This is a genomic window from Bhargavaea cecembensis (assembly GCF_000826125.2).
Classification (GTDB): Bacteria; Bacillota; Bacilli; order Bacillales_A; family Planococcaceae; genus Bhargavaea; species Bhargavaea cecembensis_B.
On the sequence record NZ_LN651371.1, the window covers coordinates 332,012 to 356,455 of the forward strand.

Sequence of the window (24,444 nt, forward strand, 5' to 3'; positions counted from 1 at the left end):
GGCCTGCTCGAGGGCGATGTTCGCCGCGCCGACGCGGTTCATCTGGCCGGCACCGACGCCGAGCGTGCGGTGTGCGTCCGAAACGACGATCGCGTTCGACTTCACGTGCTTGACGACTTTCCAGCCGAGCTTCAGCGCTTTCCACTCTTGTTCCGTCGGTTCGCGCTTTGTAGCAACCTTGACTTCCGCGTCATCAAGCGAAGCCGTGTCCGGGTTCTGCATGAGCAGTCCGCCTTCGACGGTGACGGACGTCCACTCATCGCGCTTGCCTTCTGCGCCGCCGAGCTTCAGCAGGCGGATGTTCTTTTTCTTCGTCAGGATCTCAAATGCCTCATCGGTGTAGCCCGGCGCGATGATGATTTCAAGGAAGATGCCGGAGAGCTGCCCGGCTGTTTCGGCGTCCACTTCCCGGTTGAGGGCGATGATGCCGCCGAAGATCGAGACCGGATCGGCTTCGTACGCGGCCTTGAACGCGTCGGAAAGTGTTCCCGCCGTGCCGACGCCGCATGGATTCATGTGCTTCACCGCGACGGCCGCCGGATCGCTGAATTCGCGGACGATGCCGATGGCGGCGTTCGCATCTTGGATATTATTGTAGGAAAGTTCCTTCCCGTGGAGCTGCTCCGCGCGGGCGATCGAGAACTCGCCGCCGAGCGGCTTGCTGTAGAACGCGGCTTGCTGGTGCGGGTTCTCCCCGTAGCGGAGCGGCTGCTTCAGCTCAAACGTCTGCGTGACGCTTTCCGGGAATTCCTCGCCGGTCAGGTCGGTCAGATAACCGGAGATGAGCGCATCGTAGGCAGCCGTATGGCGGAACACTTTCGCGGCGAGTCGGCGGCGCGTTTCGAGCGTTGTCGCTCCGTCCGTCTTTAATTCCTCCAAAACGGCCGGATAGTCCGCGGAGTCGACGAGCACCGTGATGTACCGGTGGTTTTTCGCGGAAGCGCGCAGCATCGTCGGCCCGCCGATATCGATGTTTTCGATGGCGTCCTCGACCGTGACATCCGGCTTTGAGATCGTCGCCTTGAACGGATACAGGTTCACGCAGACGATGTGGATCGGAAGGATGCCGTGCTCCTCCAGCTCGGCCTGATGGTCCGGGTCGTCATGCTTGGCGAGCAGGCCGCCGTGGACGAACGGATGGAGCGTCTTCACGCGGCCGCCGAGGATTTCCGGGAAGCCGGTCACTTCATCGACCGCCGTGACCGCGACGCCGTTTTCCTTCAGATGGTTCATCGTCCCGCCGGTCGACAGGATCTCATAGCCGAGCGATTCCAGTTCCTTTGCGAACTCCAGAATGCCGGTCTTGTCCGATACGCTGAGCAGTGCTCTCTTTTTCACGGGTAGGGCCTCCTTATGTATGGGAAAAATAAATGCAGGGAGCCGGCGGATTGGGCGGCGCCCCGGAACAGTCAAACCCTCGACTGTTCCTCCGTCAGCAGTTTCTGCAAAGCTTCTTTATATAGCTCGTGTTCGATGGCATGGATGGCGGCTTCGGTCTTTTCACGGTCGCCCGGGACGACCGGGACTTCCCGCTGCAGGATGACCGGGCCGGTGTCCATGCCTTCGTCGACGAAATGGACCGTGACGCCGGTCGTCTCCACTCCTGCCGTCAACGCCTGTCCGACCGCATCTTTTCCCGGGAATGCCGGAAGGAGCGACGGGTGAATGTTGACGATCCGGTTCGGGAACGCCCCGAGCAGTGTCGGTCCGATAAGGCGCATGTAGCCGGCCAGCACAATCCAGTCGATCTCCTCGTCGCGGAGCCGCGCGAGGACCGTCCGTTCGAACGCGGCCTTGTCCGGGAACGCTTTCGGATTGACGGCCGCGGCCGGGATGCCGAGCCGCTCCGCGCGTGCGATCACGGGTGCGAGCGGCTTGTCCGTGATGAGGACCGGGATGTCCGCATCGAGTTCCCCCGATTGGACCGCTTCCGCAATCGCCTCGAAGTTCGAGCCGCTGCCGGAGGCGAACACCGCGATGCGGGGTTTTCGGCTCATGCCTCGCCGCCCCTTTCCGGTTCGAGCGTCCCGTCATGATCTCCGTTGAAGCCCACGCCGGCACCGCGGACGACGCGGCCGATGATCGACGCATCTTCCCCGTGCTCCGCCGCCAGCCGGACGGCTTCCTTCGCATCCGTTTCCGGCAGTGCAAGAATGAAGCCGATGCCCATGTTGAAGACGCTGTACAGGTCGCGGTCGGCGAGACGGCCTTTCTCCTTCAGCATGCGGAACACGGGCGGAACCGTCCATGAGCCGAGATCAATCTCGGCAGCGAGTCCTTCCGGCAGCATGCGCGGCACGTTTTCATAGAAGCCGCCGCCCGTGACATGCGCCATGCCATGGACGTCGAGCTTGCGGTTCATTTCCAATACCGGCTTGGCGTAGATCTTGGTCGGGACGAGCAGCGCTTCCGCCGCCGTTCCGAGTTCCTCGTAGCCTGCAATGCGTTCGTCCGGACGGTAGCCTTCCTGTTCGAAGACGATCTTGCGGACGAGCGAGTAGCCGTTGGAATGAATGCCGCTTGAGGCGATGCCGACGAGCACGTCGCCTTCGCGGATCGCCTGCCCTGTCACGATGTTTTTCTTCTCGGCGGCGCCGACCGCGAATCCGGCGAGGTCGTATTCGTCTTCCTCGTACAACCCCGGCATCTCGGCCGTCTCGCCGCCGATCAGGGCGGCGCCGGCCTGGACGCAGCCGTCGGCGACGCCTTTGACGATCGCCTCGACACGTGCGGGAACGGCTTTGCCGAGCGCCACATAATCAAGGAAATACAGCGGCTCCGCGCCCTGAGCGACGATGTCGTTCACGCACATCGCGACGCAGTCGATGCCGATCGTGTCATGCTTGTCCGCCATGAAGGCGACTTTCAGCTTCGTGCCGACGCCGTCCGTCCCCGAGACGAGGACCGGTTCCTTCAGGCCGAGCGCGGATAGGTCGAACAACCCGCCGAAGCCGCCGAACGCACCCATGACGCCTTTTCGTTCCGTGCGCGCGACATGGGATTTCATGCGCTCGACCGATTCGTATCCGGCTTCGATGTTCACGCCGGCCTGTTCGTATGCTTTTGACATGTGTACGGTCCCCCTTAGACGAGTTCCTTCTCATGCGGCAGTTTCGTGTCCGCGTAAATGTCGGTCGGATATTTCCCGGTGAAGCAGCCGAGGCAGTGACCGCAGTCCGGGTCGGTGTCCGGGCGGCCGACTGCTTCGACGAGCCCTTCAGTCGACAGGAACGACAGCGAGTCGGCGCCGATCAGTTCCCGGATTTCATCGACGGAACGGCCGGTCGCGATCAGTTCGGAGTCGGTGCTGATGTCGACGCCGTAGAAGCACGGGGCGATGAGCGGCGGTGCACTGATNCATGCGCCATGCCATGGACGTCGAGCTTGCGGTTCATTTCCAATACCGGCTTGGCGTAGATCTTGGTCGGGACGAGCAGCGCTTCCGCCGCCGTTCCGAGTTCCTCGTAGCCTGCAATGCGTTCGTCCGGACGGTAGCCTTCCTGTTCGAAGACGATCTTGCGGACGAGCGAGTAGCCGTTGGAATGAATGCCGCTTGAGGCGATGCCGACGAGCACGTCGCCTTCGCGGATCGCCTGCCCTGTCACGATGTTTTTCTTCTCGGCGGCGCCGACCGCGAATCCGGCGAGGTCGTATTCGTCTTCCTCGTACAACCCCGGCATCTCGGCCGTCTCGCCGCCGATCAGGGCGGCGCCGGCCTGGACGCAGCCGTCGGCGACGCCTTTGACGATCGCCTCGACACGTGCGGGAACGGCTTTGCCGAGCGCCACATAATCAAGGAAATACAGCGGCTCCGCGCCCTGAGCGACGATGTCGTTCACGCACATCGCGACGCAGTCGATGCCGATCGTGTCATGCTTGTCCGCCATGAAGGCGACTTTCAGCTTCGTGCCGACGCCGTCCGTCCCCGAGACGAGGACCGGTTCCTTCAGGCCGAGCGCGGATAGGTCGAACAACCCGCCGAAGCCGCCGAACGCACCCATGACGCCTTTTCGTTCCGTGCGCGCGACATGGGATTTCATGCGCTCGACCGATTCGTATCCGGCTTCGATGTTCACGCCGGCCTGTTCGTATGCTTTTGACATGTGTACGGTCCCCCTTAGACGAGTTCCTTCTCATGCGGCAGTTTCGTGTCCGCGTAAATGTCGGTCGGATATTTCCCGGTGAAGCAGCCGAGGCAGTGACCGCAGTCCGGGTCGGTGTCCGGGCGGCCGACTGCTTCGACGAGCCCTTCAGTCGACAGGAACGACAGCGAGTCGGCGCCGATCAGTTCCCGGATTTCATCGACGGAACGGCCGGTCGCGATCAGTTCGGAGTCGGTGCTGATGTCGACGCCGTAGAAGCACGGGGCGATGAGCGGCGGTGCACTGATCGCGACATGGACTTCTTTTGCGCCGGCGTCACGGAGCATCTTCACGATCCTCTTCGAAGTCGTGCCGCGGACGATCGAGTCGTCGATCATGACGACGCGCTTGCCCTCGACGACCTGGCGGACCGGCGACAGCTTCATCTTGACGCCGCGCTCGCGCAGTTCCTGCGACGGCTGGATGAACGTCCGGCCGACGTAGCGGTTTTTGATCAGGCCCATTTCATACGGGATGCCGCTTTCTTCGGCGTAGCCGATGGCGGCCGAGATGCTGGAGTCCGGCACGCCGGTCACGACGTCCGCATCGATCGTCACTTCCTGGGCGAGCCGCTTGCCGAGACGCTTGCGGGCCATATGGATGTTGATGCCGTCGATGTCGGAATCCGGGCGGGAAAAGTAGATATATTCCATCGAGCAGATGCCACGGCGCGCTTTCGGTGCAAACCGCTCGCTCTTCAGTCCTTCATCATTGATGATCAGCAGTTCGCCCGGCTCGACCGACCGGACCGTTTCCGCGCCGATCAGGTCAAATGCCGAGGTTTCGGAAGCGACGACCCACGCGTCCCCGAGCCGGCCAAGCGAAAGCGGCCGGATACCGCTCGGATCCTGGGCGACGATGAGCGCGTCCTCCGTCACCATGACGAACGCGAACGCCCCCTGCAGGAGGGAAAGCGCCTTTTTGATGCGCTCCGTCTGCGGGTAGCTGCCGCTTTTCTTGATGAGATGGGCGAGGACTTCCGTGTCGGACGTCGTCTGGAAGATGCTGCCCTGTTTTTCAAGATGGCGTTTCAATTCGGTTGCATTGATGACGTTGCCGTTCATCGCGAGGGCGAGGCTGCCCGTCGTCGAGCGGAAGACGAGCGGCTGGATGTTCTCGAACGCCCGGCCGCCTTCCGTCGTGTAGCGGACGTGGCCGATTGCACCATGGCCCGGCAGCTTACCGAGCCGGTCGCCGGGGAACACGTCGTTGACGAGTCCTTCCCCTTTTTCAATATGGAGATGGCCGTCGTTCACTGTGCAGATGCCGGCTCCTTCCTGGCCGCGGTGCTGGAGCGCATGGAGTCCGTAGTAGGCGAGCTGGGCGGCATTGTCATGTCCCCAGATGCCGAAGACTCCGCATTCTTCGTTTATTCCGCTGAGTTCAGCAAGCATGGGATGGCCCCTTTCCAGGCGGTTTCGAGTCGGTGGACCTCTTCTTCGATGAGCGTGCCTGCGTCCGCACTCTTGATGACAAGGCGGGCGTCATCCGTGATCGTTCCGATTTTCCGTGCGTCTTTCACTTTCGCCTCAAACCGCTCCGCGTTTTCCGGCTTCACCGTGACGAGGAAGCGGGACTGCGTCTCGCTGAAGAGCGCCGTGACAGGGGAGCCGGTGATTTCAACATCAGCTCCGAGACCGTCTGTACCGAACAGCTTTTCTGCGAGCGCGACGGCGAATCCGCCTTCCGCGAGGTCGTGCGCCGAGCGGACGAGCCCGTCCCGGATGGCTTCAAGCAGGGCTTTCTGTCGTGCCGCTTCGACGCCAAGGTCGATCGCCGGCGACTTGCCGGAGATTTCGCCTCCATTCAGCATCTTCTGCAGCTCGGAGCCGCCGAATTCCGTTTTCGTCCCGCCGATCAGGTAAACAAAGTCGCCTGCGGCCTTGGCTTCCTGCGTGGTCGCATGGGCCAGGTTTTCCACGATCCCGACCATGCCGATTGTCGGCGTCGGATAGACCGGACGGCCCGCCCGTTCGTTGTAGAGCGAGACGTTCCCGCTGATGACCGGCGCCTCAAGGGCGAGGCAGGCTGCGCTGATGCCGTCGGCCGACTTCTCAAGCTGCCAGAAGATTTCCGGGTTGTCCGGGCTGCCGAAGTTCAGGCAGTCGGTGATGGCAAGCGGCTTGCCGCCGGAGCAGACGATGTTCCTCGCCGCTTCCGCGACCGCGATTTTGCCGCCCGTTTCCGGGTCCAGATAAATATAGCGAGAGTTGCAGTCCGACGTGATCGCCAGTCCCTTTTCCGTGCCGCGCACCCGGACGATCGCCGCATCGGAACCCGGTGCGACGACCGTGTTCGTGCGTGCCTGGTGGTCGAACTGGCTGTACACCCATTCCTTCGATGCGATCGTCGGCTGCTTCAGCAGCGCGGTGAGCGTTTCCGTGAGATCGTCAACCGCCGGCTCTTCGCACGCCATCTGCTGGAACTTCCGGAAGTACTCCGGCTCGAGCGACGGCTTATGGTAAACCGGCGCATCTTCGGCGAGCACGTCCGCCGGAACTTCCGCGACCATTTCTCCCTTGTGGAACAGGCGGAGCATCTTGTCTTCCGTGACCCGGCCAACTTCGACCGCCTCGAGGCCATACCTCGCGAACAAGTCAACAATCTCCCCTTCGCGCCCTTTCTTCACGACAATGAGCATCCGCTCCTGAGACTCGGACAGCATCATTTCATAAGCCGTCATGCCCGGTTCGCGCTGCGGAATCAGGTCGAGATTCATCTCCAGGCCGAAGCCCGCCTTTGACGCCATTTCGGCGGACGAGGAAGTCAGGCCGGCCGCGCCCATGTCCTGGATGCCGACGAGGGCATCGGATTTGACGAGTTCCAGGCAGGCGTCCATGAGAAGCTTCTCCGTGAACGGATCCCCCGCCTGGACGGGCGCGCGTTCCTGTTCGGCTTCTTCCGACAGTTCGACCGATGAAGAGATGGCCCCGTGGATCCCATCGCGTCCCGTCTTCGCGCCTACGTACATGACCGTATTGCCGACGCCGGCGGCCACCCCGCGCTGGATATCTTCGTGGTTGAGGAGCCCGATCGCCATTGCATTGACGAGCGGCTTGCCGTCATAGCACGGGTCGAACTGGACTTCCCCCGCCACCGTCGGGATGCCGATCGTGTTACCGTAGCCGGCGATGCCCGCAACGGCTTCCTCGAACAGCCAGCGATTGAGCTCGCTGTCCAGCTCGCCGAAACGGAGCGAGTTCACCGCCGCGATCGGCTGGGCACCCATCGAGAACACATCGCGGAGCACTCCGCCCACGCCCGTTGCCGCACCTTCGTACGGCTCGACCGCCGACGGGCTGTTGTGCGACTCCATCTTGAACGCGATCGCCTGGTTGTCTCCGATGTCCACGATGCCGGCGCCTTCGCCCGGCCCCATCAGGACCTGCGGACCCGTCGTCGGGAACTTGCGGAGGACCGGCTTGGAGCTCTTGTATGAGCAGTGCTCGGACCACATGCTGGAGAGCAGGCCCGTTTCCGTGTAGTTCGGCAGGCGTCCGAGAAGCTTGACGGCCAGTTCGAATTCCTCGCCGGTCATGCCCATCTGCGCGTAGATTTTCTCGTCGCGGATCTGTTCCGCCGTCGGTTCAAGCTTGGTTGGCATGGGATTCCCTCCACTCATTCACGATAGATTGAAACAGCTTCAGCCCGTCTTCAGAGCCGAGAAGCGATTCGGCCGCCCGCTCCGGATGCGGCATCATGCCGAGGACATTGCCGTTTTCATTGGCGATGCCGGCGATGTCTCCGACCGAGCCATCCGGGTTGCCTTCGGAGTAAGTCAGGACAATCTGCTTGTTTTCCTTCAGCCGGCTGTAGGTCTCTTCGTCACAGTAATAGTTGCCTTCACCGTGGGCGATTGGAAGACGGAGTTCCTCGCCTTCACCATATCCCGCCGTGAACATCGTGCGGTTGTTTTCAACCCGGACCGGAACCGCGCGGCAGATGAACTTGCCGTCCCGGTTTTTCAGGAACGCGCCCGGCAGGAGGCCCGCCTCGGCGAGCACCTGGAATCCGTTGCCCACGCCGAGGACCGGTTTTCCTTCTCCGGCTGCCCGGATGACTTTTTCCATGACGGGTGTTCTTGCGGCCATCGCGCCCGCGCGCAAGTAATCGCCGTAGGAGGCGCCGCCCGGCAGGAGGATGGCATCATATGCGGAAAGATCCGTTGCTTCGTGGCTGACGTATTCCGCCTCTTCGCCGAGGATATCGGTTACGGCATGGTACAGGTCAAGGTCGCAGGCCGACCCGGGGAATCGGATGACGGCGAATTTCATGCCTCTTCAACCTCCAGCACTTCAAAGCGGTAGTCTTCCACATTGCTGTTCACAAGCAGTTTTTCACACATTTCCTTTACGGCCGTGTCGAGGTCGCGCTCCGTGTCGCCGAGGGTCAATTCGATGTATTTTCCGATGCGGACATCCTGCACTTCGTTGTACCCTTTTGCCTGCAACGCGCTGATTGCGGCAGTCCCCTGCGGGTCGATTACACTTTCGCGGAGCGTCACGAACACATTCACTTTTTTCATCTTGGTTGGCCTCCCAATCGGTTGTGTGAGTTTAGGTGAATCAAGGAAAAGCAGTTCCGTGCCTTTGGTTCAAAGAGTCGCTGATTTCCGTTCCGGGCACTCGCTTACCGCGGGCGTTGCCTCCGTCTTCTCGCCGATGCGCGACAGCGGGGCCTGTGCTGCTCACCGCTTCGTTCTTAGACGCCATGCTTTGTGATGACGTCAGCTAATACTTTTCCCACAGGTGTCTCGTGCCCTTCACTCCAATCAACCACATATCAGAGAGGTTGATTGGAGCGGAAGGCGGCGACTCCTGCGGGAACAGCACGAGTCTTGAGACCCCGTAGGGAGCGTCAGCGAGCGAGGAGGCTCAAGCCGTGCCCGCGGAAAGCGTCCGCCTGCAGCGAAAATCAACTATTTTACCAACAAAACTCAGTCATTCAGCCCGCAGCGGTCGAAGATGTCGTCGATGCGCTGAAGATGGTGGCGGTAGTCGAAGCAGTCGTCGAGTTCGGCGGTGCTGAGTTTATCGGCGATGACCGGGTCGGATTCGACGAGTCCGCGGAACGGGACTTGTTCTTCCCAAGCCTGCATGGCGAGCGGCTGGACGGTGTCGTACGCGGCTTCCCTGGCCATGCCCTTGTCGATCAGCGCGAGCAGGACGCGCTGGGAGTAGATGAGCCCGAGCGTCTTGTCCATGTTGCGCTTCATGTTTTCCGGGAACACGGTGAGGTTTTTCACGATGTTGCCGAAGCGGTTCAGCATGTAGTTGATGATGATCGTTGCGTCCGGGATGATGACCCGCTCGGCGCTCGAGTGCGAGATGTCGCGCTCATGCCAGAGCGGTACGTTTTCATAGGCGGTGACCATGTAGCCGCGCATGAGGCGCGACAGGCCGGTCATGTTCTCCGATCCGATCGGGTTGCGCTTGTGCGGCATCGCGGACGAGCCTTTCTGCCCTTTTGCGAAGAATTCCTCGACTTCGCGGGTTTCCGACTTCTGGAGTCCGCGGATTTCGATGGCGAACTTCTCGATCGACGTGGCAATCAGGGCGAGCGTCGAGATGTACTGGGCATGGCGGTCGCGCTGCAAGGTCTGCGTCGATACCGGAGCGGCGGCGAGCCCGAGCTTGCTGCACACGTACTCTTCGACGAACGGCGGGATATTGGCGAACGTGCCGACTGCGCCGGACATCTTGCCGGTTTCAATCGTCCTGGCCGCCGCCTCGAACCGCTCGAGGTTTCGCTTCATTTCCTCGTGCCAGAGGGCCATCTTCACGCCGAACGTCGTCGGCTCCGCATGCACGCCGTGCGTGCGGCCCATCATGACGGTGTATTGATGTTCTTTCGCCTTGTCGGCGAGAATCTCGATGAAGTTGTTGAGGTCTTTGCGGATGATGATGTTCGCCTGCTTGATGAGATAAGACAGGGCGGTGTCGACCACATCGGTGGAAGTGAGGCCGTAGTGCACCCACTTGCGTTCTTCGCCGAGCGTTTCGGATACGGCGCGCGTGAAGGCGACGACGTCGTGGCGGGTCTCCTGTTCAATCTCCTGGATGCGCTCCACGGAGAACGTCGCGTTGTCCCATAGCTTCTTCACATCCTCTTTCGGGATGTCCCCGAGCTCCGCCCACGCCTCGCAGGCAAGCAGCTCGACGTCGAGCCAGGCATTGTATTTATTTTCTTCCGTCCAGACATTGCCCATCTCCGGGCGTGTATATCGTTCGATCATTTATCTTGTCATCCTTCCCATATGCCGGTTTCATCGATCCGGCTTAGCGTCTCTTCATTATGTTCGGATAGGATCGTCACATGTCCCATTTTGCGGTTGTGCTTCGCGTCGGCCTTTCCGTACAGATGGACCGACCAGCCGGGGTGGTTCGGAACCGCCTTGAGCAACGGGTCCACATGCTGGCCGAGCACGTTCACCATGACCGCCGGCCGGAGGAGTTCCGGCTTGCGGAGCGGCCACCCGCAGATTGCGCGGACGTGCTGGCCGAACTGGGAAATCGTGCACGCCTCGATCGAGTAGTGGCCCGAGTTGTGCGGACGCGGCGCGAGCTCGTTGATGAGCACGCGGCCGTCTTCGAGAACGAACATCTCGACCGCAAGCGTACCGATGAGCTGCAGGTGGTCGGCGATCTGCCGGGCGGCTTCGAGCGCCGCCTGTTCCGTGTCGCCGCCGATCCGGGCCGGCACGATCGTCTCGTGGAGGATGTGGTTCTGATGGACGTTCTCCTGAACCGGCAGGCATTCGGAACTGCCGTCGGTGCTGCGCTGGATGATGATCGAAATTTCCTTCTCGAACGGAACGAATGCTTCGGCCACACAGGCGGAATGTTCGAAGAGTCCCTCGGCTTCAGCGAGCGCCGCCTCTTCCTTCACGATCACCTGGCCCTTGCCGTCATAGCCGCCGCGAGCCGTCTTCACGACGCACGGGAATCCGATTTCGCCGACCCGGGATTTCAGCTCCGCGAAGCCGGTTGCTTCTATATAAGGAGCGACCGGCGCACCGGCTTTCCGGATGGCGGCTTTTTCCGCGATCCGGTCCTGGGTAATGCGAATCAGTTCCGCTCCCTGCGGCACATATGCGCGCTCCGCGAGTCTCTTGAGCCCTTCGTAGTCGATATTCTCAAATTCGTACGTGATGACGTCGCTCGCTTCCGCGAGTTTTCCGAGCGCTTCTTCATCGTCGTAGGCGGCGATGATTTTGATGTCAGCCACCTGGCCGCACGGCGAGTCCTCCGCCGGATCGAGCACCGCGATGCGGAACCCCGCTTCCTTCGCGGAAAGGGCCATCATGCGCCCGAGCTGGCCGCCGCCGATGATGCCGATCGTCTGTCCCGGTTGGATCATGGTCATTGGAGATCACCTGTGCTTTCGGTGGATTGGCGAGCGAGTCGGCTTCGCCGTTCTTCGATGCGCCCGCGGAGGGCTTCATCCCGGACGGCGAGCATCTGCGCGGCGAACAGTCCCGCGTTCGTTGCGCCCGAGTCGCCGATTGCCATCGTTGCGACCGGGACACCGCCCGGCATCTGGACGATCGACAGGAGCGAATCCAGACCGTTCAGCGCACGCGACTTGACGGGCACGCCGATGACAGGGACGAGCGTCTTGGCGGCGACCATGCCCGGCAGGTGAGCGGCGCCCCCCGCTCCGGCGATGATCACTTCAATGCCCCGTTCGTGCGACTCTTCCGCATAACGGAACATCTCATCCGGTGTCCGGTGGGCCGATACGACCCGCTTTTCATAGCCGACTTCCAGTTCATCGAGGATATCGCATGCTTTCCTCATCGTCTCCCAGTCGCTTTTGCTTCCCATGATGACGCCCACTTTCACGTCCATTCCGATCCGCTCCTTCCGGCATTTCCCACAAAAAATAACAGGTCCCCGAATAGACTGCCTCCATTAAAGGAAAGCAATCGATCCGGGGACCCGAACATGTTCGAACAAGATGTTTGCGCACATGTGCCCCACACCTTTCGTTCCGATTCCTTGATCCGCTTTCCCTCATAGTCCTGGCATTTCCGGTGCCGGGGTAGAGACGCCGAGGCCGATTCCTCAGCATATATGGGGGATGTCGTTTACTTTCTTATTTTAACAGCGGATATCACGGGTGTCAACGGAATAAACGAACGATAAAATAAAAGAAGCTTTTAATGTTCGCCTTTATTTGACGGACGGACCGCTTCCGAAGGCTGACAGACCGATCTTCGCTCCAATAGAAAAATCCGGCAGGACCGCAGCCCGACCGGGTTTCACTCTTCCTTTAAGACACCCTTGAACCGGATCAGCTGGCGCACGGGGACCGGCTCCCCGTCCCGCTCTTCAAAAAGCGGTTCTTCCTTGCGCCCCGCGGCCATGTAGCCTTCGCGCGACATGCGCTCCAGGCATTGCTCGATCGTTTCGCCTTCTTCCACTTCAAACCAGACCGTCTTCTTTTTGCTCATTTGAACAGCTTTCCTTTCCGGACCTGTTTCACCCAGAAGCCGCCGTGGATGCTGCGCGCCTCATAGGTGATGATGAACGCCTTCGGATCGAGTTCTTTGATGAGCGTGTACAGTTTCAGCTCATACTTCTTCGGCGTCAGGATCTGCATCGCATGGCGTGAACCGTCGCGGCCGTTCGCTTCCCAGTCGGTGATGCCGAAGCCGTTCTCGCGGATGACCCGGACCATCTTCCGCTCGATGTCCTCGGTGATCACGTTGACCATCACGTAGCCGAGCGCGAGCTTTTCCTCGATCATCGAGCCGATGATGACGCCGGTCCCGTAGCCGATCGCATAGGCAGCGACGTTCTGGATCTGATTCAAGTTGTCGAGGACGAGTCCGAGTCCGACAACGTAGATGACAATCTCGACGACACTGAGACCGGCTGCGACCCAGCGGTAGCCTTTCATCGTCAAGATCAGTCGGACCGTGTAAAACGTGACATACACGAGGTTGATGGTAAAGATGATGAGCACCATCGTCATCGGCGGGTCCCCCTTTCTGTTTTAAGCGGCACCGGCCGCCTCCCCCCATGTTAACGGACATCCCCCGGCCGGGACAAGGGAACGGCAAAAAAATACGCTCCCGCCGTCTTTCCGGCCGGGAGCGGCTGTATTCATCATTTACCCTGAACGAAGACGAAATACGCAATAAAGATAAAGAACAGGCCGTACATGATCGGGTGGACTTCGCGGCGCCGGCCGGATAAGATCATCGTGATCGGATAAAAGATGAATCCGATGGCGATCCCGGTTGCGATCGAGTACGTGAGCGGCATTGCGATCACCGTCAAGAATGCCGGTACGGCAATCTCAAACCGGTTCCAGTCGATGTTTCCGAGCGCCGACACCATGAGCACGCCGACGATGATGAGCGCAGGCGCCGTTACGGCGGAGGTGATCACCGACAGCAACGGATAAAACAAGAGAGACACGAGGAACAGCACACCGGTGACGATGGCGGCGAACCCGGTCCGAGCGCCCGCCGCAACGCCTGCCGTCGACTCGATGTAGGAAGTGGTCGTGGACGTCCCCATGATCGCACCGGTCACCGTCGCGAGCGAGTCGGCGAGGAGCGCTTTGCCCGCACGCGGCAGTTTGTTGTTTTTCATGATCCCCGCCTGGTTCGCGACCGCGACGAGCGTGCCCGCCGTGTCGAAGAAGTCGACGAACAGGAACGTCAGGACGACGACGAGGAACTGGATCGTCATGAGAGAGCCCGGATCATGGATGATCGGATCGAATGCGACGCCGAATGTCGGCGAGATGTCCGGAATCTTGCCGACGATGGCATCCGGAAGCGGCACCGTCTTGAAGATCATGCCGACGATTGCGGTCACGATCATCCCGATGAAGATTGCGCCGTTGACGCGGAGCACCATGAGAATGACCGTGAGCACGAGTCCGAAGATGGCCAGCAGCGTCGCCGGCTGAGCCAGATCACCGAGTCCGACGAGCGTCGCGTCATTGTTCACGATGATCCCGGAGTTCTGGAAGCCGACGAATGTGATGAACAAGCCGATCCCCGCACCGACCGCGAATTTCAGCTCGGCCGGGATGGCATTGATGATCGTCTCGCGCAGGCCCGTGAGCGACAAGATGATGAAGATAACACCGGAAAAGAGGACGCCCGTGAGCGCCGTCTGCCACGGAATGCCGTATGTGAGCACGACCGTGTAGGCGAAGAATGCGTTGAGACCCACGCCCGGCGCAAGCCCGACCGGGTACTTGGCGATAAGCCCCATGAACATGGAACCGACGAACGCAGCAAGCGCAGTCGCGACGAATACCGCACCGGCATCCATCCGCATCGAATCCGGCAGGTCCGGCACCGACTCAAGGCTGAGCGTGAGCGGATTGATGACGAGAATATAGGCCATCGACAGGAACGTCGTGAGCCCGCCGATGATCTCCCGGCGGTAGTTCGTGCCAAGCTCATCGAACTTGAAATAGTTTTTCATGATTGCCTCCGTTTAACCGTCGGTTCCGGAAAAAAAGGACACGGGTGCCGAAGCGCCGCATGTCCAACCGGAAAGAGGGCATCCAAAAAACAAAGAACGCCCCCGATCGTAGTCGAGCCATTTACGGCAGCTCGGTAGAAACTTCCGGACCTTATCTCCGGTATTATACGACGGGTTTATATTAGATTGAGTTCATTGAAAGTATAGCGGAATAATGAGCAACACGCAACAAGAAGCGAACAATATAATCAATACAGATAGCATTGTTCGGTATTCCCCGGCGGCTTGCCTAACAGGAAAATCCCCCTTTTAATCGGGGGATTCCAGGTTCGACCGTGTCAGAGTGACAGGAACTGCACTCACAACACTTTACACAACTTTTTTCTTCAAGAGGGAAACTCGATCTCTTCAGCAAAGAAAGTTAACTCCCGAGTGTGTGAAAGTGACACTCTGACCCCAAAAGTTAACACTCGTAGTCCTCAATGTGTCACTCGCACGCGGAAAGTTGACACTCACCTTCCGCCTTACGCCTGTCACCCCTGAGCAGCCGCCCTCCGCTTTAGTTATTCCCACTCAATGGTCGCAGGTGGCTTGCTCGTGACGTCGTACAGTACGCGGTTGATGTGGTCGACTTCGTTCACGAGACGGGTGCTGATTTTCTCGAGGACGTCCCACGGGATGCGGGCCCAGTCGGAGGTCATGCCGTCGATGGAGGTGACGGCACGGATGCCGATGGCGTAGTCGTAGGTGCGTTCGTCGCCCATGACGCCGACGCTGCGGATGTCCGGGAGCACCGTGAAGTATTGCCAGATGTCGCGGTCGAGGCCGGCTTTTGCGATTTCTTCGCGCAGGATGAAGTCGGATTCACGGACGATTTCGAGCTTTTCTTCGGTGATTTCGCCGAGGACGCGGATGCCGAGGCCCGGGCCCGGGAACGGCTGGCGCCAGACGATTTCATCCGGCAGGCCGAGCTGGGAGCCGAGTTCGCGGACTTCGTCTTTGAACAGCGTGTTCAGCGGCTCGATGAGCTTGAATGTCATGTCTTCCGGCAGGCCGCCGACGTTGTGGTGGGACTTGATCGTCTGGGCGGTCGCGGTGCCGCTCTCGATGATGTCCGTGTAGAGCGTGCCCTGGGCAAGGAAGTCCATGTCGGTGAGCTTCGACGCTTCTTCGTCGAATACGTAGATGAACTCGTTGCCGATGATCTTGCGTTTTTTCTCAGGGTCCGAGACGCCTGCGAGCTTCGAGAGGAAGCGTTCGCGTGCATCAATCTTGACGACTTTCATGTCGAACTTGCCGACGAAGGTTTCCATGACGCTGTCGGCTTCCCCTTTGCGGAGCAGGCCGTGGTCGACGAACATGCAGGTGAGCTGGTCGCCGATCGCGCGGTGGATGAGCGCTGCGACGACCGACGAGTCGACGCCGCCGCTGAGCGCACAGAGGACGTTCTTGTCGCCGACTTCATTGCGGATCTTCTCGATTTCCAGGTCAATGAAGTTTTCGATCGTCCAGCCGCCCTTCGCCCCGCAGATGCCGAAGACGAATTCGCGGAGCAGGTCGTTGCCGTTCATCGAGTGACGGACTTCCGGGTGGTACTGGACCGCGTACATGCGGCGGGCCGGGTCTTCCATCGCCGCGATGGCGCACGACGGGCTTGTCGCGGTCGTCTCGAATCCTTCCGGAACGGCCGTCACGTGGTCGCCGTGGCTCATCCAGACGACCTGTGAAGCGGGCTGGCCTTCAAACAGGCGGGCGCCTTCCATGACGGTCATCTCGGATTTGCCGTATTCGCGGCGCGACGAACGCTCGACATTGCCGCCGAAATGATGGGCGATGAGCTGCATGCCGTAACAGATGCCGAGCACCGGGATCCCGAGGTCGAAGATGGCCGGATCGGGACGGAAGGAACCTTCCCCGTAGACGGAGTTCGGACCGCCCGAGAAGATGACGCCGACCGCGTTCATCTTCTTGATGTCTTCCGCGGTGACGGTGTGCGGGTGCAGCTCGCTGTAGACGCCGAATTCCCGGATGCGCCGGGTGATGAGCTGGTTGTACTGGCTGCCGAAGTCAAGGACGACGATTTTTTCCTCTTCCATTAAGAGTGAATCTGCAGACACGATGATTCCACCTTTTCCATTGCAGACCGGATCAAATGAAAAACGCGCAGGAAAAAGCTTCCGCGCGTTCTCATCTCTCCATAAAGACGGGCGCCCCTGCATGCACAAAAGCGCCCGCCTTCATAGACAAGCCGTTTACGGTGGCTTGGTAGAGACATCCGGACCGTATTTCCGGACTTATATGAGGGGCGACCCGGTCTATCCGATTTTAAGTCAGTGTACCGTTTCGGCCGCCGAAAATCAACTGCCAGTCCTGTAGATTAAATTTTCCCAACTTTCCCTGAGGTGTTCGCTGCGGACGGCGTCCGGGCGACCGCCGTAAAGGCTCTCTTCATAAGCGCCGGTGAGACTCCGCATATCCATCCCCCCGAAGTGGGCGTCGACTTCTGCGGCGTAGTCGGACAGCGTCTTCCCGTCCTCCCTTTTGAGGCCGTACCGGCCGAGCTGCTTGAGGAGCCGTCCGTAGGCCTGTTCAAAGCCGTCCCGGTCGAACGGTTTCCGCCGGTACTGGGCGACGAGGAGCTTCGGCAGCCATTTTGCGCGGGTGAACCAGGCGATGGCCAAGACTGCCAGGAGAATCCCGGCCGCCGCATACAGCTTGCCCTGGTGCTTCGAAAAGAACTCGCCGATGTTTTTCCAGAAGTCTGCATCCGCAGCGGCAGCCTTCTTCTCTTCTTCCTTCTTTTTCTCAGGAGTTGCGGCCTGTTCCGTCTCGGCCTGCTGCTCTTCCGGTGTTTCGTCGAGGTCCAGGTCGTAGTCGATGCCGCCCGCACCGCTGAAGCCGATCGTCGGTTCAAACGGCATCCAGCCGACGCCCGGCATGTAGGCCTCCACCCATGAGTGGGCGTTGTTGTTCGTGATTTCGAACAGACGGCCGTCTCCCGATTTCCCCTTTTCGTCTCCTTCGTTGAAGCCTTTCGCCCAGCGAGCGGGAATCCCGGCGGAGCGCAGAAGGACGACCATCGATGTGGAGAAGTTGTCGCAGTAGCCCCGCTTCGTATCGAACAGGAAGTGATCGACGTAGTCATCGCCGGCTCCAGGCGATGCGACATTCTCCTGGTCGTACACGTAGCCGTTGCGTGCGAAGTACCGCTCGACGGCACGCGCCTTTCCGTACAGCGTCGCTTCTCCCGAGGTCAGCTCCGCAGCCAGGTCATGGACCCGCTGCGGAAGTTCATCGGGGAGCTGGAGATACTGGTCAAAGCCATCAGCCGCAAGCTTGTCCGGCGTCGTCTGCCGGAGCGCGGTGAGGCTGTAGGCCGGTTCACTGAATGAAACAGAGTAGTGCTCCAGCGCGACAGGCGTCCGGTCGCGGAACGGGATGACTTTCCCCGTCCCGGTCTCCTGCAAGAACTGGACGCCTTCGACCGGTGCAGGCTGCTGCGCGCCGTACGGCTGGACGATGAAATTGAAATCCAGGTTCATGGAAAGCTCAGCCGTGTCCGCATCGCGCGTCTTGCCGGCGAGGAGCGGATCGCTGATCGGGGTTCCGTCGCCGACCGGAAGCAGTTCCTGGTCTTCCGACGAATTGACCCAGCCCCGCATCGTGTATGTGTCTTTCGTTTCAACCTTCCAATATTGCCCGGACTTGGCCTCGGCTTCAAAGACGACCGTGTCGTCTCCGACGAACGGCCCGCCGAGCATCGAGTCATCTTCGCCGTAGCCGATCTTGCCGGCTTCTCCCGTGCCGCCGCTCCCCGCCCCGTCCGCGAGCGAACGGAGGAACGGTACCGGGTCCGGCCAGGCCGGTTCCGATTTCGGCAGCATCTGGCTGACGGCTCCGGACGCCCCGATGAGCAGGACGAGCGGCATCGCCATGAGCGCCAGTGCCGGCAGCGGCGGTTTCCGCTCATGCCCGGCCGTGAGCTTGGCGATCGCCAGCAGGCCGACCAGCAGCAGCCCGACGACGAGGATGCGCAGGATCGCGTCATCCGCCCGGTACGGGCTGAACGTGTCGAGGACCGTGATGAAGACGAGCGTCATTCCATAGAACAGGAACACCGACATCCGGGTTGTGATCCAGTACTGGATCAGATAGGCGGCCATCCAGAGAAGGGCGAGGAATAGCAGCGTCCGGAATGCGTCGGTGATGCCGGCAAATCCACCGGACAGGAGCGCCTGCAGATTGATCCTGAAATCGTCCGCGAAAAAGCGCACCACCCGTACGGGACCCGGAGATCCGTCAAGATACGCATGGGCGATGAGCCAGCCCGAGAAAACAACTTTCAGCGGGCCGGATGCCCACCACGGCATGCCGAGGAGCGGGAGCGCAAAGCAAAGCCCGACAAACACGAGAAACAGTCCGAGATGCCCGGTCCCGGTCAGTTCGGTGATCGGGATGAGCCACTCCCGGACGAGAAGGAAGACGAGCCCGTAGACGACTGCCAGGAACAGCCGGTTCTGCCATTTCTCTTTCATGATGCCCTCCCTTCCGTCTGTGCTGTTTCAAAGTCGCGTTCCGTCACGAACCGGACGTCCAGCCCCTGTGCGGAAGCTTTTTTCGCAGCGGCCAGCGCCTCGCCGTCCGGCCGCTCTCCCGGAGCCAGCACCGAATACAGCAGGCCGCTCCTCACGCCCGGGCTCTCTCCGAGCAGCCGTTCCACCCATCCGGCCGAGATCCGGCCCGTAACGACGATCATCGTGCGCGCCGTCCCGATGAGGCTCCGTCCTTCATGGGGGATGGAACCCCCTTCTTCGGCAGGATGAAACCGGGCCAGGTGGCGGAGCACGTCATGGTGCCCNGCCCCGATGAGCAGGACGAGCGGCATCGCCATGAGCGCCAGTGCCGGCAGCGGCGGTTTCCGCTCATGCCCGGCCGTGAGCTTGGCGATCGCCAGCAGGCCGACCAGCAGCAGCCCGACGACGAGGATGCGCAGGATCGCGTCATCCGCCCGGTACGGGCTGAACGTGTCGAGGACCGTGATGAAGACGAGCGTCATTCCATAGAACAGGAACACCGACATCCGGGTTGTGATCCAGTACTGGATCAGATAGGCGGCCATCCAGAGAAGGGCGAGGAATAGCAGCGTCCGGAATGCGTCGGTGATGCCGGCAAATCCACCGGACAGGAGCGCCTGCAGATTGATCCTGAAATCGTCCGCGAAAAAGCGCACCACCCGTACGGGACCCGGAGATCCGTCAAGATACGCATGGGCGATGAGCCAGCCCGAGAAAACAACTTTCAGCGGGCCGGATGCCCACCACGGCATGCCGAGGAGCGGGAGCGCAAAGCAAAGCCCGACAAACACGAGAAACAGTCCGAGATGCCCGGTCCCGGTCAGTTCGGTGATCGGGATGAGCCACTCCCGGACGAGAAGGAAGACGAGCCCGTAGACGACTGCCAGGAACAGCCGGTTCTGCCATTTCTCTTTCATGATGCCCTCCCTTCCGTCTGTGCTGTTTCAAAGTCGCGTTCCGTCACGAACCGGACGTCCAGCCCCTGTGCGGAAGCTTTTTTCGCAGCGGCCAGCGCCTCGCCGTCCGGCCGCTCTCCCGGAGCCAGCACCGAATACAGCAGGCCGCTCCTCACGCCCGGGCTCTCTCCGAGCAGCCGTTCCACCCATCCGGCCGAGATCCGGCCCGTAACGACGATCATCGTGCGCGCCGTCCCGATGAGGCTCCGTCCTTCATGGGGGATGGAACCCCCTTCTTCGGCAGGATGAAACCGGGCCAGGTGGCGGAGCACGTCATGGTGCCCCTCCAGGCCTTCCACGAGCGGAAATGCGGCGCCGGCCGGACCGAGCGTCACAAAACCGGCGACGGCACGGTTTTCGGCCGACAGTTTCAGCAGGGACGCGGCAAGGCTGACCTGAGCTTCGAATGTTTCCGACGGACGGCCGTCCAGGATGAGGAACAGATCCTGGGATCGCCGGTCCTCGAATTCCTTTGTATAAAGATCGCCGGTCCGCGCAAAGGCGGACCAGTGGATCCGCGACACCCGGTCCCCCGGCTCGTATTCGCGGATTCCGGAAGCGGCGGCCGGATCCATCACTGCTGAGGATGCCGCGGCCGCGGCTCCGCGGCCGTCCGAGGCAACCGTCGGCAAATGCCGGATTCCGAGGACTTTAGGGAGCACCAGGACGGTTTCCCGCGAAGGCAGGAACACGGATTTTTTCATCCATCCGAAAAAGTCCGACACTTCCACGGTGACCCCTTCCAGTGCATGCTCCCCGCGGCCGAGCGGTCCGGTCCGGTATGACCATTTCTTCCTTCTGCGGAATCCCCAGAGGAACAGCAGGACGGGGTTCCGGGCCGGATCGCCTTCCTTCGTCTCTTCCTTGACGGATACATACAGAAGCGGGAACGGAAAACGGCGGGTGAGGGTGATCTCCGCCTGCGCGGATCCTCCGAAAGGCAGTTCGCGCCGTTCCAGCTCCCTGCGGAAACCGATGTCCCGCAATGGATAAACGAACAGCAGGATGCCGTACAGGAGGAACGGCAGCAACATGTAGAAGACCGTCCAGCTCACCCGGCCGCCCTGGAACTTTGCATAGGCGAACGTTCCTGCGAGCAGGAGGATCAGCCCGACGAACCGAAGCGGCGGAGCCGCCCTGCGGAGCAGCTTCATCGGATGCCCGCTCTTTTCACCGGCACCTTCGTCTTGATGACGATCCGCTCGACCAGTTCCTCCGTCGTGATGCCTTCATAGCGCGTTTCCGGACGCAGGATGATCCGGTGGCTGAACACAAAGGGCGCGAGGTATTGCACATGGTCAGGCGTCACATAATCGGATCCCCTGAGGAAGGCAAGCGAACGGGCCGCCTTCATGAGGGCGATCGATCCGCGCGGACTGACGCCGAGCCGGACATCCGGGCTGTTCCGGGTCTGTTCGGAAAGATCGACGATATAACCCTTGACCGTGTCGTCGATCGTGACGCCCTCCGCCCTCTTGCGGATCTCCTGCAGCTCCCCGAGCGTGATGACCGGCTCGATCCGCTCGATCGGCGCCTGGTTTTCCGCGCGCCGGAGAACTTCGAGCTCCTCTTCACGGGACGGGTAGCCCATTTTGATCCTGAACAGGAAGCGGTCCAGCTGCGCCTCCGGCAGCGGGTACGTCCCTTCGTATTCGATCGGGTTCTGGGTGGCCATGACGAAGAACGGATCCGGCAGCGGCAGCGTCCGGCCGTCAATCGTCACGGACGCCTCCTCCATCCCTTCGAGCAAGGCGGATTGCGTTTTCGGGGACGTCCGGTTGATCTCGTCGGCGAGGACGATATTGCCCATGACCGGACCCGGCCTGAACTCGAATTCCATCTCTTTCGGGTTATAGATCGACACGCCGACCACATCGGACGGAAGCAGGTCGGGCGTGAACTGGATGCGCTTGAAATCGGCGCCCACCGACTTGGCGAGCGCCCGGACCATCATCGTTTTGCCGACGCCGGGAACATCTTCGAGCAGCACATGCCCGCCCGCCAAAAGGGCCGTCACGCTCAGTTCCGCGACTTCGCGCTTCCCGATCATGACCTGTTCGATATTCTCGATCACGCGGAGCAGTTTCTGTTGTTCATCCATCGGGGTCCACCTGTCTTCCTGCCGTCTGGCGGCGGCTCTATTTGGAAAATTTATATTATAGACCTAGTCTAAAGGAAGGAGAGGCAGCCGGTCAATCCGGGACGCACGGAAGAACGCCCGCTGCTCTTTTGCAGCGGGCGTCTCTTCGCTTCTCTCAACTTTTCCAGAAATCATCAAACACGGTGATCGGCATATGGCGCTTGTGCCGTGAACGCAAATACAGGTCCTCGAGCTTTTTCCGCGACTCTTCGGGAATCTCTTTTCCTTCCAGATAAGCGTCCAGATCGGCATAAGTGACGCCGAGCGCCACTTCGTCGGGCAAGGCCGGCTTGTCTTCTTCCAGGTCGGCGGTCGGGACTTTCGTATAAAGATGTTCCGGGCAGCCGAGCTCCTTCAGCATCATCTTGCCCTGCCGCTTGTTCAGGCGCGAGAGCGGGACGAGGTCCGCGCCCCCGTCGCCGAACTTCGTATAGAAGCCCGTGAGCGCCTCGGCCGCCTGGTCGGTTCCGAGAACGACCGCATTTTTCATCGCGGCGATCGAATACTGCGCCTTCATCCGCTCGCGCGCCTTTTCATTCCCTTTGACGTAGTCGGTCAAGTGGACGCCCGCCTCCGCAAGGGATGCCACGCTCGCATCGACCGCCGGCTTGATGTTCACCCGGTAGGTGACCGAAGGCGAGATGAATTCGATGGCGTCATCGACATCCTGCTCGTCGAACTGGACGCCGTACGGCAGGCGGACGGCATGGAACTTAAACCGGTCGCCGCCGTCTTCACCGTTCAGCTCGTCGACGGCGATCTGGGCCAGCTTCCCGGCGAGCGTCGAGTCCTGGCCGCCCGAGATCCCGAGGACGAACCCTTCAAGGAACGGGTGGCGGCGCGCATATTCCTTCATAAAGTCGACCGAGACCCGGATCTCCCGGGCCGGATCGATTTCCGGCTTCACTTTCAATTCACGGATGATGTCCTGCTGCAATGTCATCGCTTCGTCTCCTCCTCATGATTCATGGTCGGACCGGAAGTCCGTCACTCCGCTTCCTGCCTGCTTGCTTCGAATTCATGGATGCGGTCACGCACTTCGTGGATGTTCCGCATCTTGTTGTCCCAGCACTTCTGGCTCAAATCCACCGGGTATTCCTCCGGGTTGAGCGACCGTTTGTACTCGTCCCAGAACAAGTCGAGCTGCCCGTGGGAAAATGCCACGATCTCGTCGAGGGTCGGGAGTTCATAAATGATCTCCCCGCCCTTCACGACCTGATGGTGAAGATTGACCGCATCGAAGTTTGTGACGAATTTGGAGATGAACGTATGGACAGGGTGGAACATTTTGATGCGCGTTTCCTTTTCCGGCTCCTCGTCCGCGAGCGTGACGTAGTCCCCTTCGGACTTGCCGTTTTCCCGGTCGATGATCCGGTAGACTTTCTTGATCCCCGGCGTGGTCACTTTTTCGGTGCTCGAGGAGATCTTGATCCGGTCCTCCATCCCGCCTTTGGCGTTTTCGATGGAAACAAGTTTGTAGACCGCTCCGAGTGCGGGCTGGTCATACGCGGTGATCAGCTTCGTGCCGATGCCCCACTGGTCGACTTTCGCACCCTGCAGATGAAGGTTCATGATCGTGTACTCATCGAGATCGTTGGAGACGATGATCTTCGCATCCGGGAAGCCGGCTTCGTCAAGCATCCGCCGGGACTCCTTGGACAGATAGGCGATATCACCGCTGTCGAGCCGGATGCCGATGAAGTTGATCTTGTCGCCGAGCTCCTTTGCGACCCGGATGGCGGTCGGCACGCCAATCTTCAGCGTGTCGTACGTATCGACGAGGAACACGCAGTCTTTGTGGCGGCGCGCGTAGGCGTGGAATGCTTCGTACTCGCTTTCGTACGCCTGCACGAGGGAATGTGCATGGGTTCCGGCGACCGGGATTCCGAACAGCTTCCCCGCCCGGACGTTGCTCGTCGCCTCGACCCCGCCGATCACGGCCGCCCGCGCTCCCCAGATCGCCGCGTCGAGCTCCTGCGCGCGCCGGGATCCGAACTCCATGACCACATCATTCTTGACGACCTGCTTGATGCGGCTCGCCTTCGTCGCGATGAGCGTCTGGTAGTTGATGATGTTCAGGAGCGCCGTCTCGATGAGCTGCGCCTGGATGAGCGGCGCCTCGACCCGGATGAGCGGCTCGTTTCCGAACACGACTTCCCCCTCCACCATCGAATAGAC

19 protein-coding genes, 2 pseudogenes and 3 riboswitches are annotated in these 24,444 nt (G+C 60.7%); all 21 genes and pseudogenes read right to left on the reverse strand.

Going from position 1 to position 24,444, the window contains the following annotated elements; all coding sequences use genetic code 11:
* Window positions 1-1,338, reverse strand: a 1,338-nt coding sequence (purH, locus tag BN1189_RS02200; RefSeq protein ID WP_040225036.1) for a bifunctional phosphoribosylaminoimidazolecarboxamide formyltransferase/IMP cyclohydrolase, incomplete at its 3' end; no start/stop codon positions are given.
* 71 nt (window positions 1,339-1,409) lie between these two features.
* Window positions 1,410-1,997: a phosphoribosylglycinamide formyltransferase gene (purN, locus tag BN1189_RS02205; protein WP_040225038.1), complete on the reverse strand. Its 588-nt coding sequence runs from the start codon at window positions 1,995-1,997 to the stop codon at window positions 1,410-1,412.
* On the reverse strand, window positions 1,994-3,070 hold the full coding sequence (purM, locus tag BN1189_RS02210) for a phosphoribosylformylglycinamidine cyclo-ligase (RefSeq protein WP_040225039.1): 1,077 nt from the start codon (window positions 3,068-3,070) through the stop codon (window positions 1,994-1,996). The genes purN and purM (BN1189_RS02210) overlap by 4 nt, the downstream gene beginning before the upstream one ends.
* Before the next feature lie 14 nt (window positions 3,071-3,084).
* Window positions 3,085-3,357: pseudogene (locus BN1189_RS16325) on the reverse strand (amidophosphoribosyltransferase); the annotation flags it as partial.
* A gap of 2 nt (window positions 3,358-3,359) precedes the next feature.
* Window positions 3,360-4,103 (reverse strand): annotated as a pseudogene (gene purM / locus BN1189_RS02220) (phosphoribosylformylglycinamidine cyclo-ligase); the annotation flags it as partial.
* Window positions 4,104-4,117: 14 nt separating this feature from the next.
* Window positions 4,118-5,536, reverse strand: coding sequence for an amidophosphoribosyltransferase (purF, locus tag BN1189_RS02225; RefSeq protein ID WP_040225040.1), 1,419 nt, complete (start codon window positions 5,534-5,536; stop codon window positions 4,118-4,120).
* Entirely contained in the window at window positions 5,512-7,746 is a 2,235-nt protein-coding gene (gene purL, locus BN1189_RS02230; RefSeq protein ID WP_040225042.1) for a phosphoribosylformylglycinamidine synthase subunit PurL, read from the reverse strand. Before purL ends, purF begins: the two co-directional genes overlap by 25 nt.
* Window positions 7,730-8,416, reverse strand: a complete 687-nt coding sequence (gene purQ, locus BN1189_RS02235) for a phosphoribosylformylglycinamidine synthase subunit PurQ (RefSeq protein WP_040225043.1) — start codon at window positions 8,414-8,416, stop codon at window positions 7,730-7,732. Before purQ ends, purL begins: the two co-directional genes overlap by 17 nt.
* Window positions 8,413-8,667, reverse strand: coding sequence for a phosphoribosylformylglycinamidine synthase subunit PurS (gene purS, locus BN1189_RS02240; RefSeq protein ID WP_040225044.1), 255 nt, complete (start codon window positions 8,665-8,667; stop codon window positions 8,413-8,415). The genes purQ and purS overlap by 4 nt, the downstream gene beginning before the upstream one ends.
* Before the next feature lie 411 nt (window positions 8,668-9,078).
* A complete protein-coding gene (gene purB, locus BN1189_RS02245) occupies window positions 9,079-10,377 on the reverse strand; it encodes an adenylosuccinate lyase (RefSeq protein ID WP_040225045.1) in 1,299 nt (432 codons plus the stop codon).
* 8 nt (window positions 10,378-10,385) lie between these two features.
* Complete coding sequence (gene purK / locus BN1189_RS02250) at window positions 10,386-11,507, reverse strand: 5-(carboxyamino)imidazole ribonucleotide synthase (RefSeq protein ID WP_040225046.1); 1,122 nt, start codon at window positions 11,505-11,507, stop codon at window positions 10,386-10,388.
* Window positions 11,504-11,992 (reverse strand): 5-(carboxyamino)imidazole ribonucleotide mutase, encoded by a 489-nt coding sequence (gene purE, locus BN1189_RS02255; protein ID WP_040225047.1) that lies wholly within the window; start codon window positions 11,990-11,992, stop codon window positions 11,504-11,506. Before purE ends, purK begins: the two co-directional genes overlap by 4 nt.
* A 148-nt stretch (window positions 11,993-12,140) precedes the next feature.
* Window positions 12,141-12,241: riboswitch (purine riboswitch) on the reverse strand.
* 164 nt (window positions 12,242-12,405) lie between these two features.
* Window positions 12,406-12,597: an NETI motif-containing protein gene (locus BN1189_RS02260; protein ID WP_040225049.1), complete on the reverse strand. Its 192-nt coding sequence runs from the start codon at window positions 12,595-12,597 to the stop codon at window positions 12,406-12,408.
* Window positions 12,594-13,121 carry a DUF2179 domain-containing protein gene (locus BN1189_RS02265; RefSeq protein WP_040225051.1) on the reverse strand — a complete coding sequence of 176 codons (528 nt, stop codon included), beginning with the start codon at window positions 13,119-13,121 and terminating at the stop codon, window positions 12,594-12,596. The genes BN1189_RS02260 and BN1189_RS02265 overlap by 4 nt, the downstream gene beginning before the upstream one ends.
* Before the next feature lie 134 nt (window positions 13,122-13,255).
* On the reverse strand, window positions 13,256-14,596 hold the full coding sequence (locus BN1189_RS02270) for an NCS2 family permease (RefSeq protein ID WP_040225053.1): 1,341 nt from the start codon (window positions 14,594-14,596) through the stop codon (window positions 13,256-13,258).
* Between the two features lie 89 nt (window positions 14,597-14,685).
* Window positions 14,686-14,787, reverse strand: a riboswitch (purine riboswitch).
* Window positions 14,788-15,159: 372 nt separating this feature from the next.
* On the reverse strand, window positions 15,160-16,692 hold the full coding sequence (gene guaA / locus BN1189_RS02275; RefSeq protein ID WP_179860889.1) for a glutamine-hydrolyzing GMP synthase: 1,533 nt from the start codon (window positions 16,690-16,692) through the stop codon (window positions 15,160-15,162).
* Between the two features lie 124 nt (window positions 16,693-16,816).
* Window positions 16,817-16,918: riboswitch (purine riboswitch) on the reverse strand.
* A 35-nt stretch (window positions 16,919-16,953) separates the two neighbouring features.
* Window positions 16,954-19,131, reverse strand: coding sequence for a DUF4129 domain-containing transglutaminase family protein (locus tag BN1189_RS02280; RefSeq protein ID WP_040225057.1), 2,178 nt, complete (start codon window positions 19,129-19,131; stop codon window positions 16,954-16,956).
* Window positions 19,132-20,083: 952 nt separating this feature from the next.
* Window positions 20,084-21,280: a DUF58 domain-containing protein gene (locus BN1189_RS02290; RefSeq protein WP_040225060.1), complete on the reverse strand. Its 1,197-nt coding sequence runs from the start codon at window positions 21,278-21,280 to the stop codon at window positions 20,084-20,086.
* Entirely contained in the window at window positions 21,277-22,227 is a 951-nt protein-coding gene (locus BN1189_RS02295; RefSeq protein WP_040225062.1) for an AAA family ATPase, read from the reverse strand. Before BN1189_RS02295 ends, BN1189_RS02290 begins: the two co-directional genes overlap by 4 nt.
* A gap of 154 nt (window positions 22,228-22,381) precedes the next feature.
* On the reverse strand, window positions 22,382-23,209 hold the full coding sequence (gene nadE, locus BN1189_RS02300) for an ammonia-dependent NAD(+) synthetase (protein WP_040225063.1): 828 nt from the start codon (window positions 23,207-23,209) through the stop codon (window positions 22,382-22,384).
* A 44-nt stretch (window positions 23,210-23,253) separates the two neighbouring features.
* Window positions 23,254-24,444, reverse strand: a 1,191-nt coding sequence (locus BN1189_RS02305; RefSeq protein WP_040225065.1) for a nicotinate phosphoribosyltransferase, incomplete at its 5' end; no start/stop codon positions are given.

Coding starts and splice junctions, on each gene's coding strand:
- purN (WP_040225038.1), bottom strand. CDS start 1,997: ATGAGCCGAAAACCCCGCATCGCGGTGTTCGCCTCCGGCAGCGGCTCG.
- purM (WP_040225039.1), bottom strand. CDS start 3,070: ATGTCAAAAGCATACGAACAGGCCGGCGTGAACATCGAAGCCGGATAC.
- purF (WP_040225040.1), bottom strand. CDS start 5,536: ATGCTTGCTGAACTCAGCGGAATAAACGAAGAATGCGGAGTCTTCGGC.
- purL (WP_040225042.1), bottom strand. CDS start 7,746: ATGCCAACCAAGCTTGAACCGACGGCGGAACAGATCCGCGACGAGAAA.
- purQ (WP_040225043.1), bottom strand. CDS start 8,416: ATGAAATTCGCCGTCATCCGATTCCCCGGGTCGGCCTGCGACCTTGAC.
- purS (WP_040225044.1), bottom strand. CDS start 8,667: ATGAAAAAAGTGAATGTGTTCGTGACGCTCCGCGAAAGTGTAATCGAC.
- purB (WP_040225045.1), bottom strand. CDS start 10,377: ATGATCGAACGATATACACGCCCGGAGATGGGCAATGTCTGGACGGAA.
- purK (WP_040225046.1), bottom strand. CDS start 11,507: ATGACCATGATCCAACCGGGACAGACGATCGGCATCATCGGCGGCGGC.
- purE (WP_040225047.1), bottom strand. CDS start 11,992: ATGGACGTGAAAGTGGGCGTCATCATGGGAAGCAAAAGCGACTGGGAG.
- BN1189_RS02260 (WP_040225049.1), bottom strand. CDS start 12,597: ATGAGCAAAAAGAAGACGGTCTGGTTTGAAGTGGAAGAAGGCGAAACG.
- BN1189_RS02265 (WP_040225051.1), bottom strand. CDS start 13,121: ATGACGATGGTGCTCATCATCTTTACCATCAACCTCGTGTATGTCACG.
- BN1189_RS02270 (WP_040225053.1), bottom strand. CDS start 14,596: ATGAAAAACTATTTCAAGTTCGATGAGCTTGGCACGAACTACCGCCGG.
- guaA (WP_179860889.1), bottom strand. CDS start 16,692: ATGGAAGAGGAAAAAATCGTCGTCCTTGACTTCGGCAGCCAGTACAAC.
- BN1189_RS02280 (WP_040225057.1), bottom strand. CDS start 19,131: ATGAAAGAGAAATGGCAGAACCGGCTGTTCCTGGCAGTCGTCTACGGG.
- BN1189_RS02290 (WP_040225060.1), bottom strand. CDS start 21,280: ATGAAGCTGCTCCGCAGGGCGGCTCCGCCGCTTCGGTTCGTCGGGCTG.
- BN1189_RS02295 (WP_040225062.1), bottom strand. CDS start 22,227: ATGGATGAACAACAGAAACTGCTCCGCGTGATCGAGAATATCGAACAG.
- nadE (WP_040225063.1), bottom strand. CDS start 23,209: ATGACATTGCAGCAGGACATCATCCGTGAATTGAAAGTGAAGCCGGAA.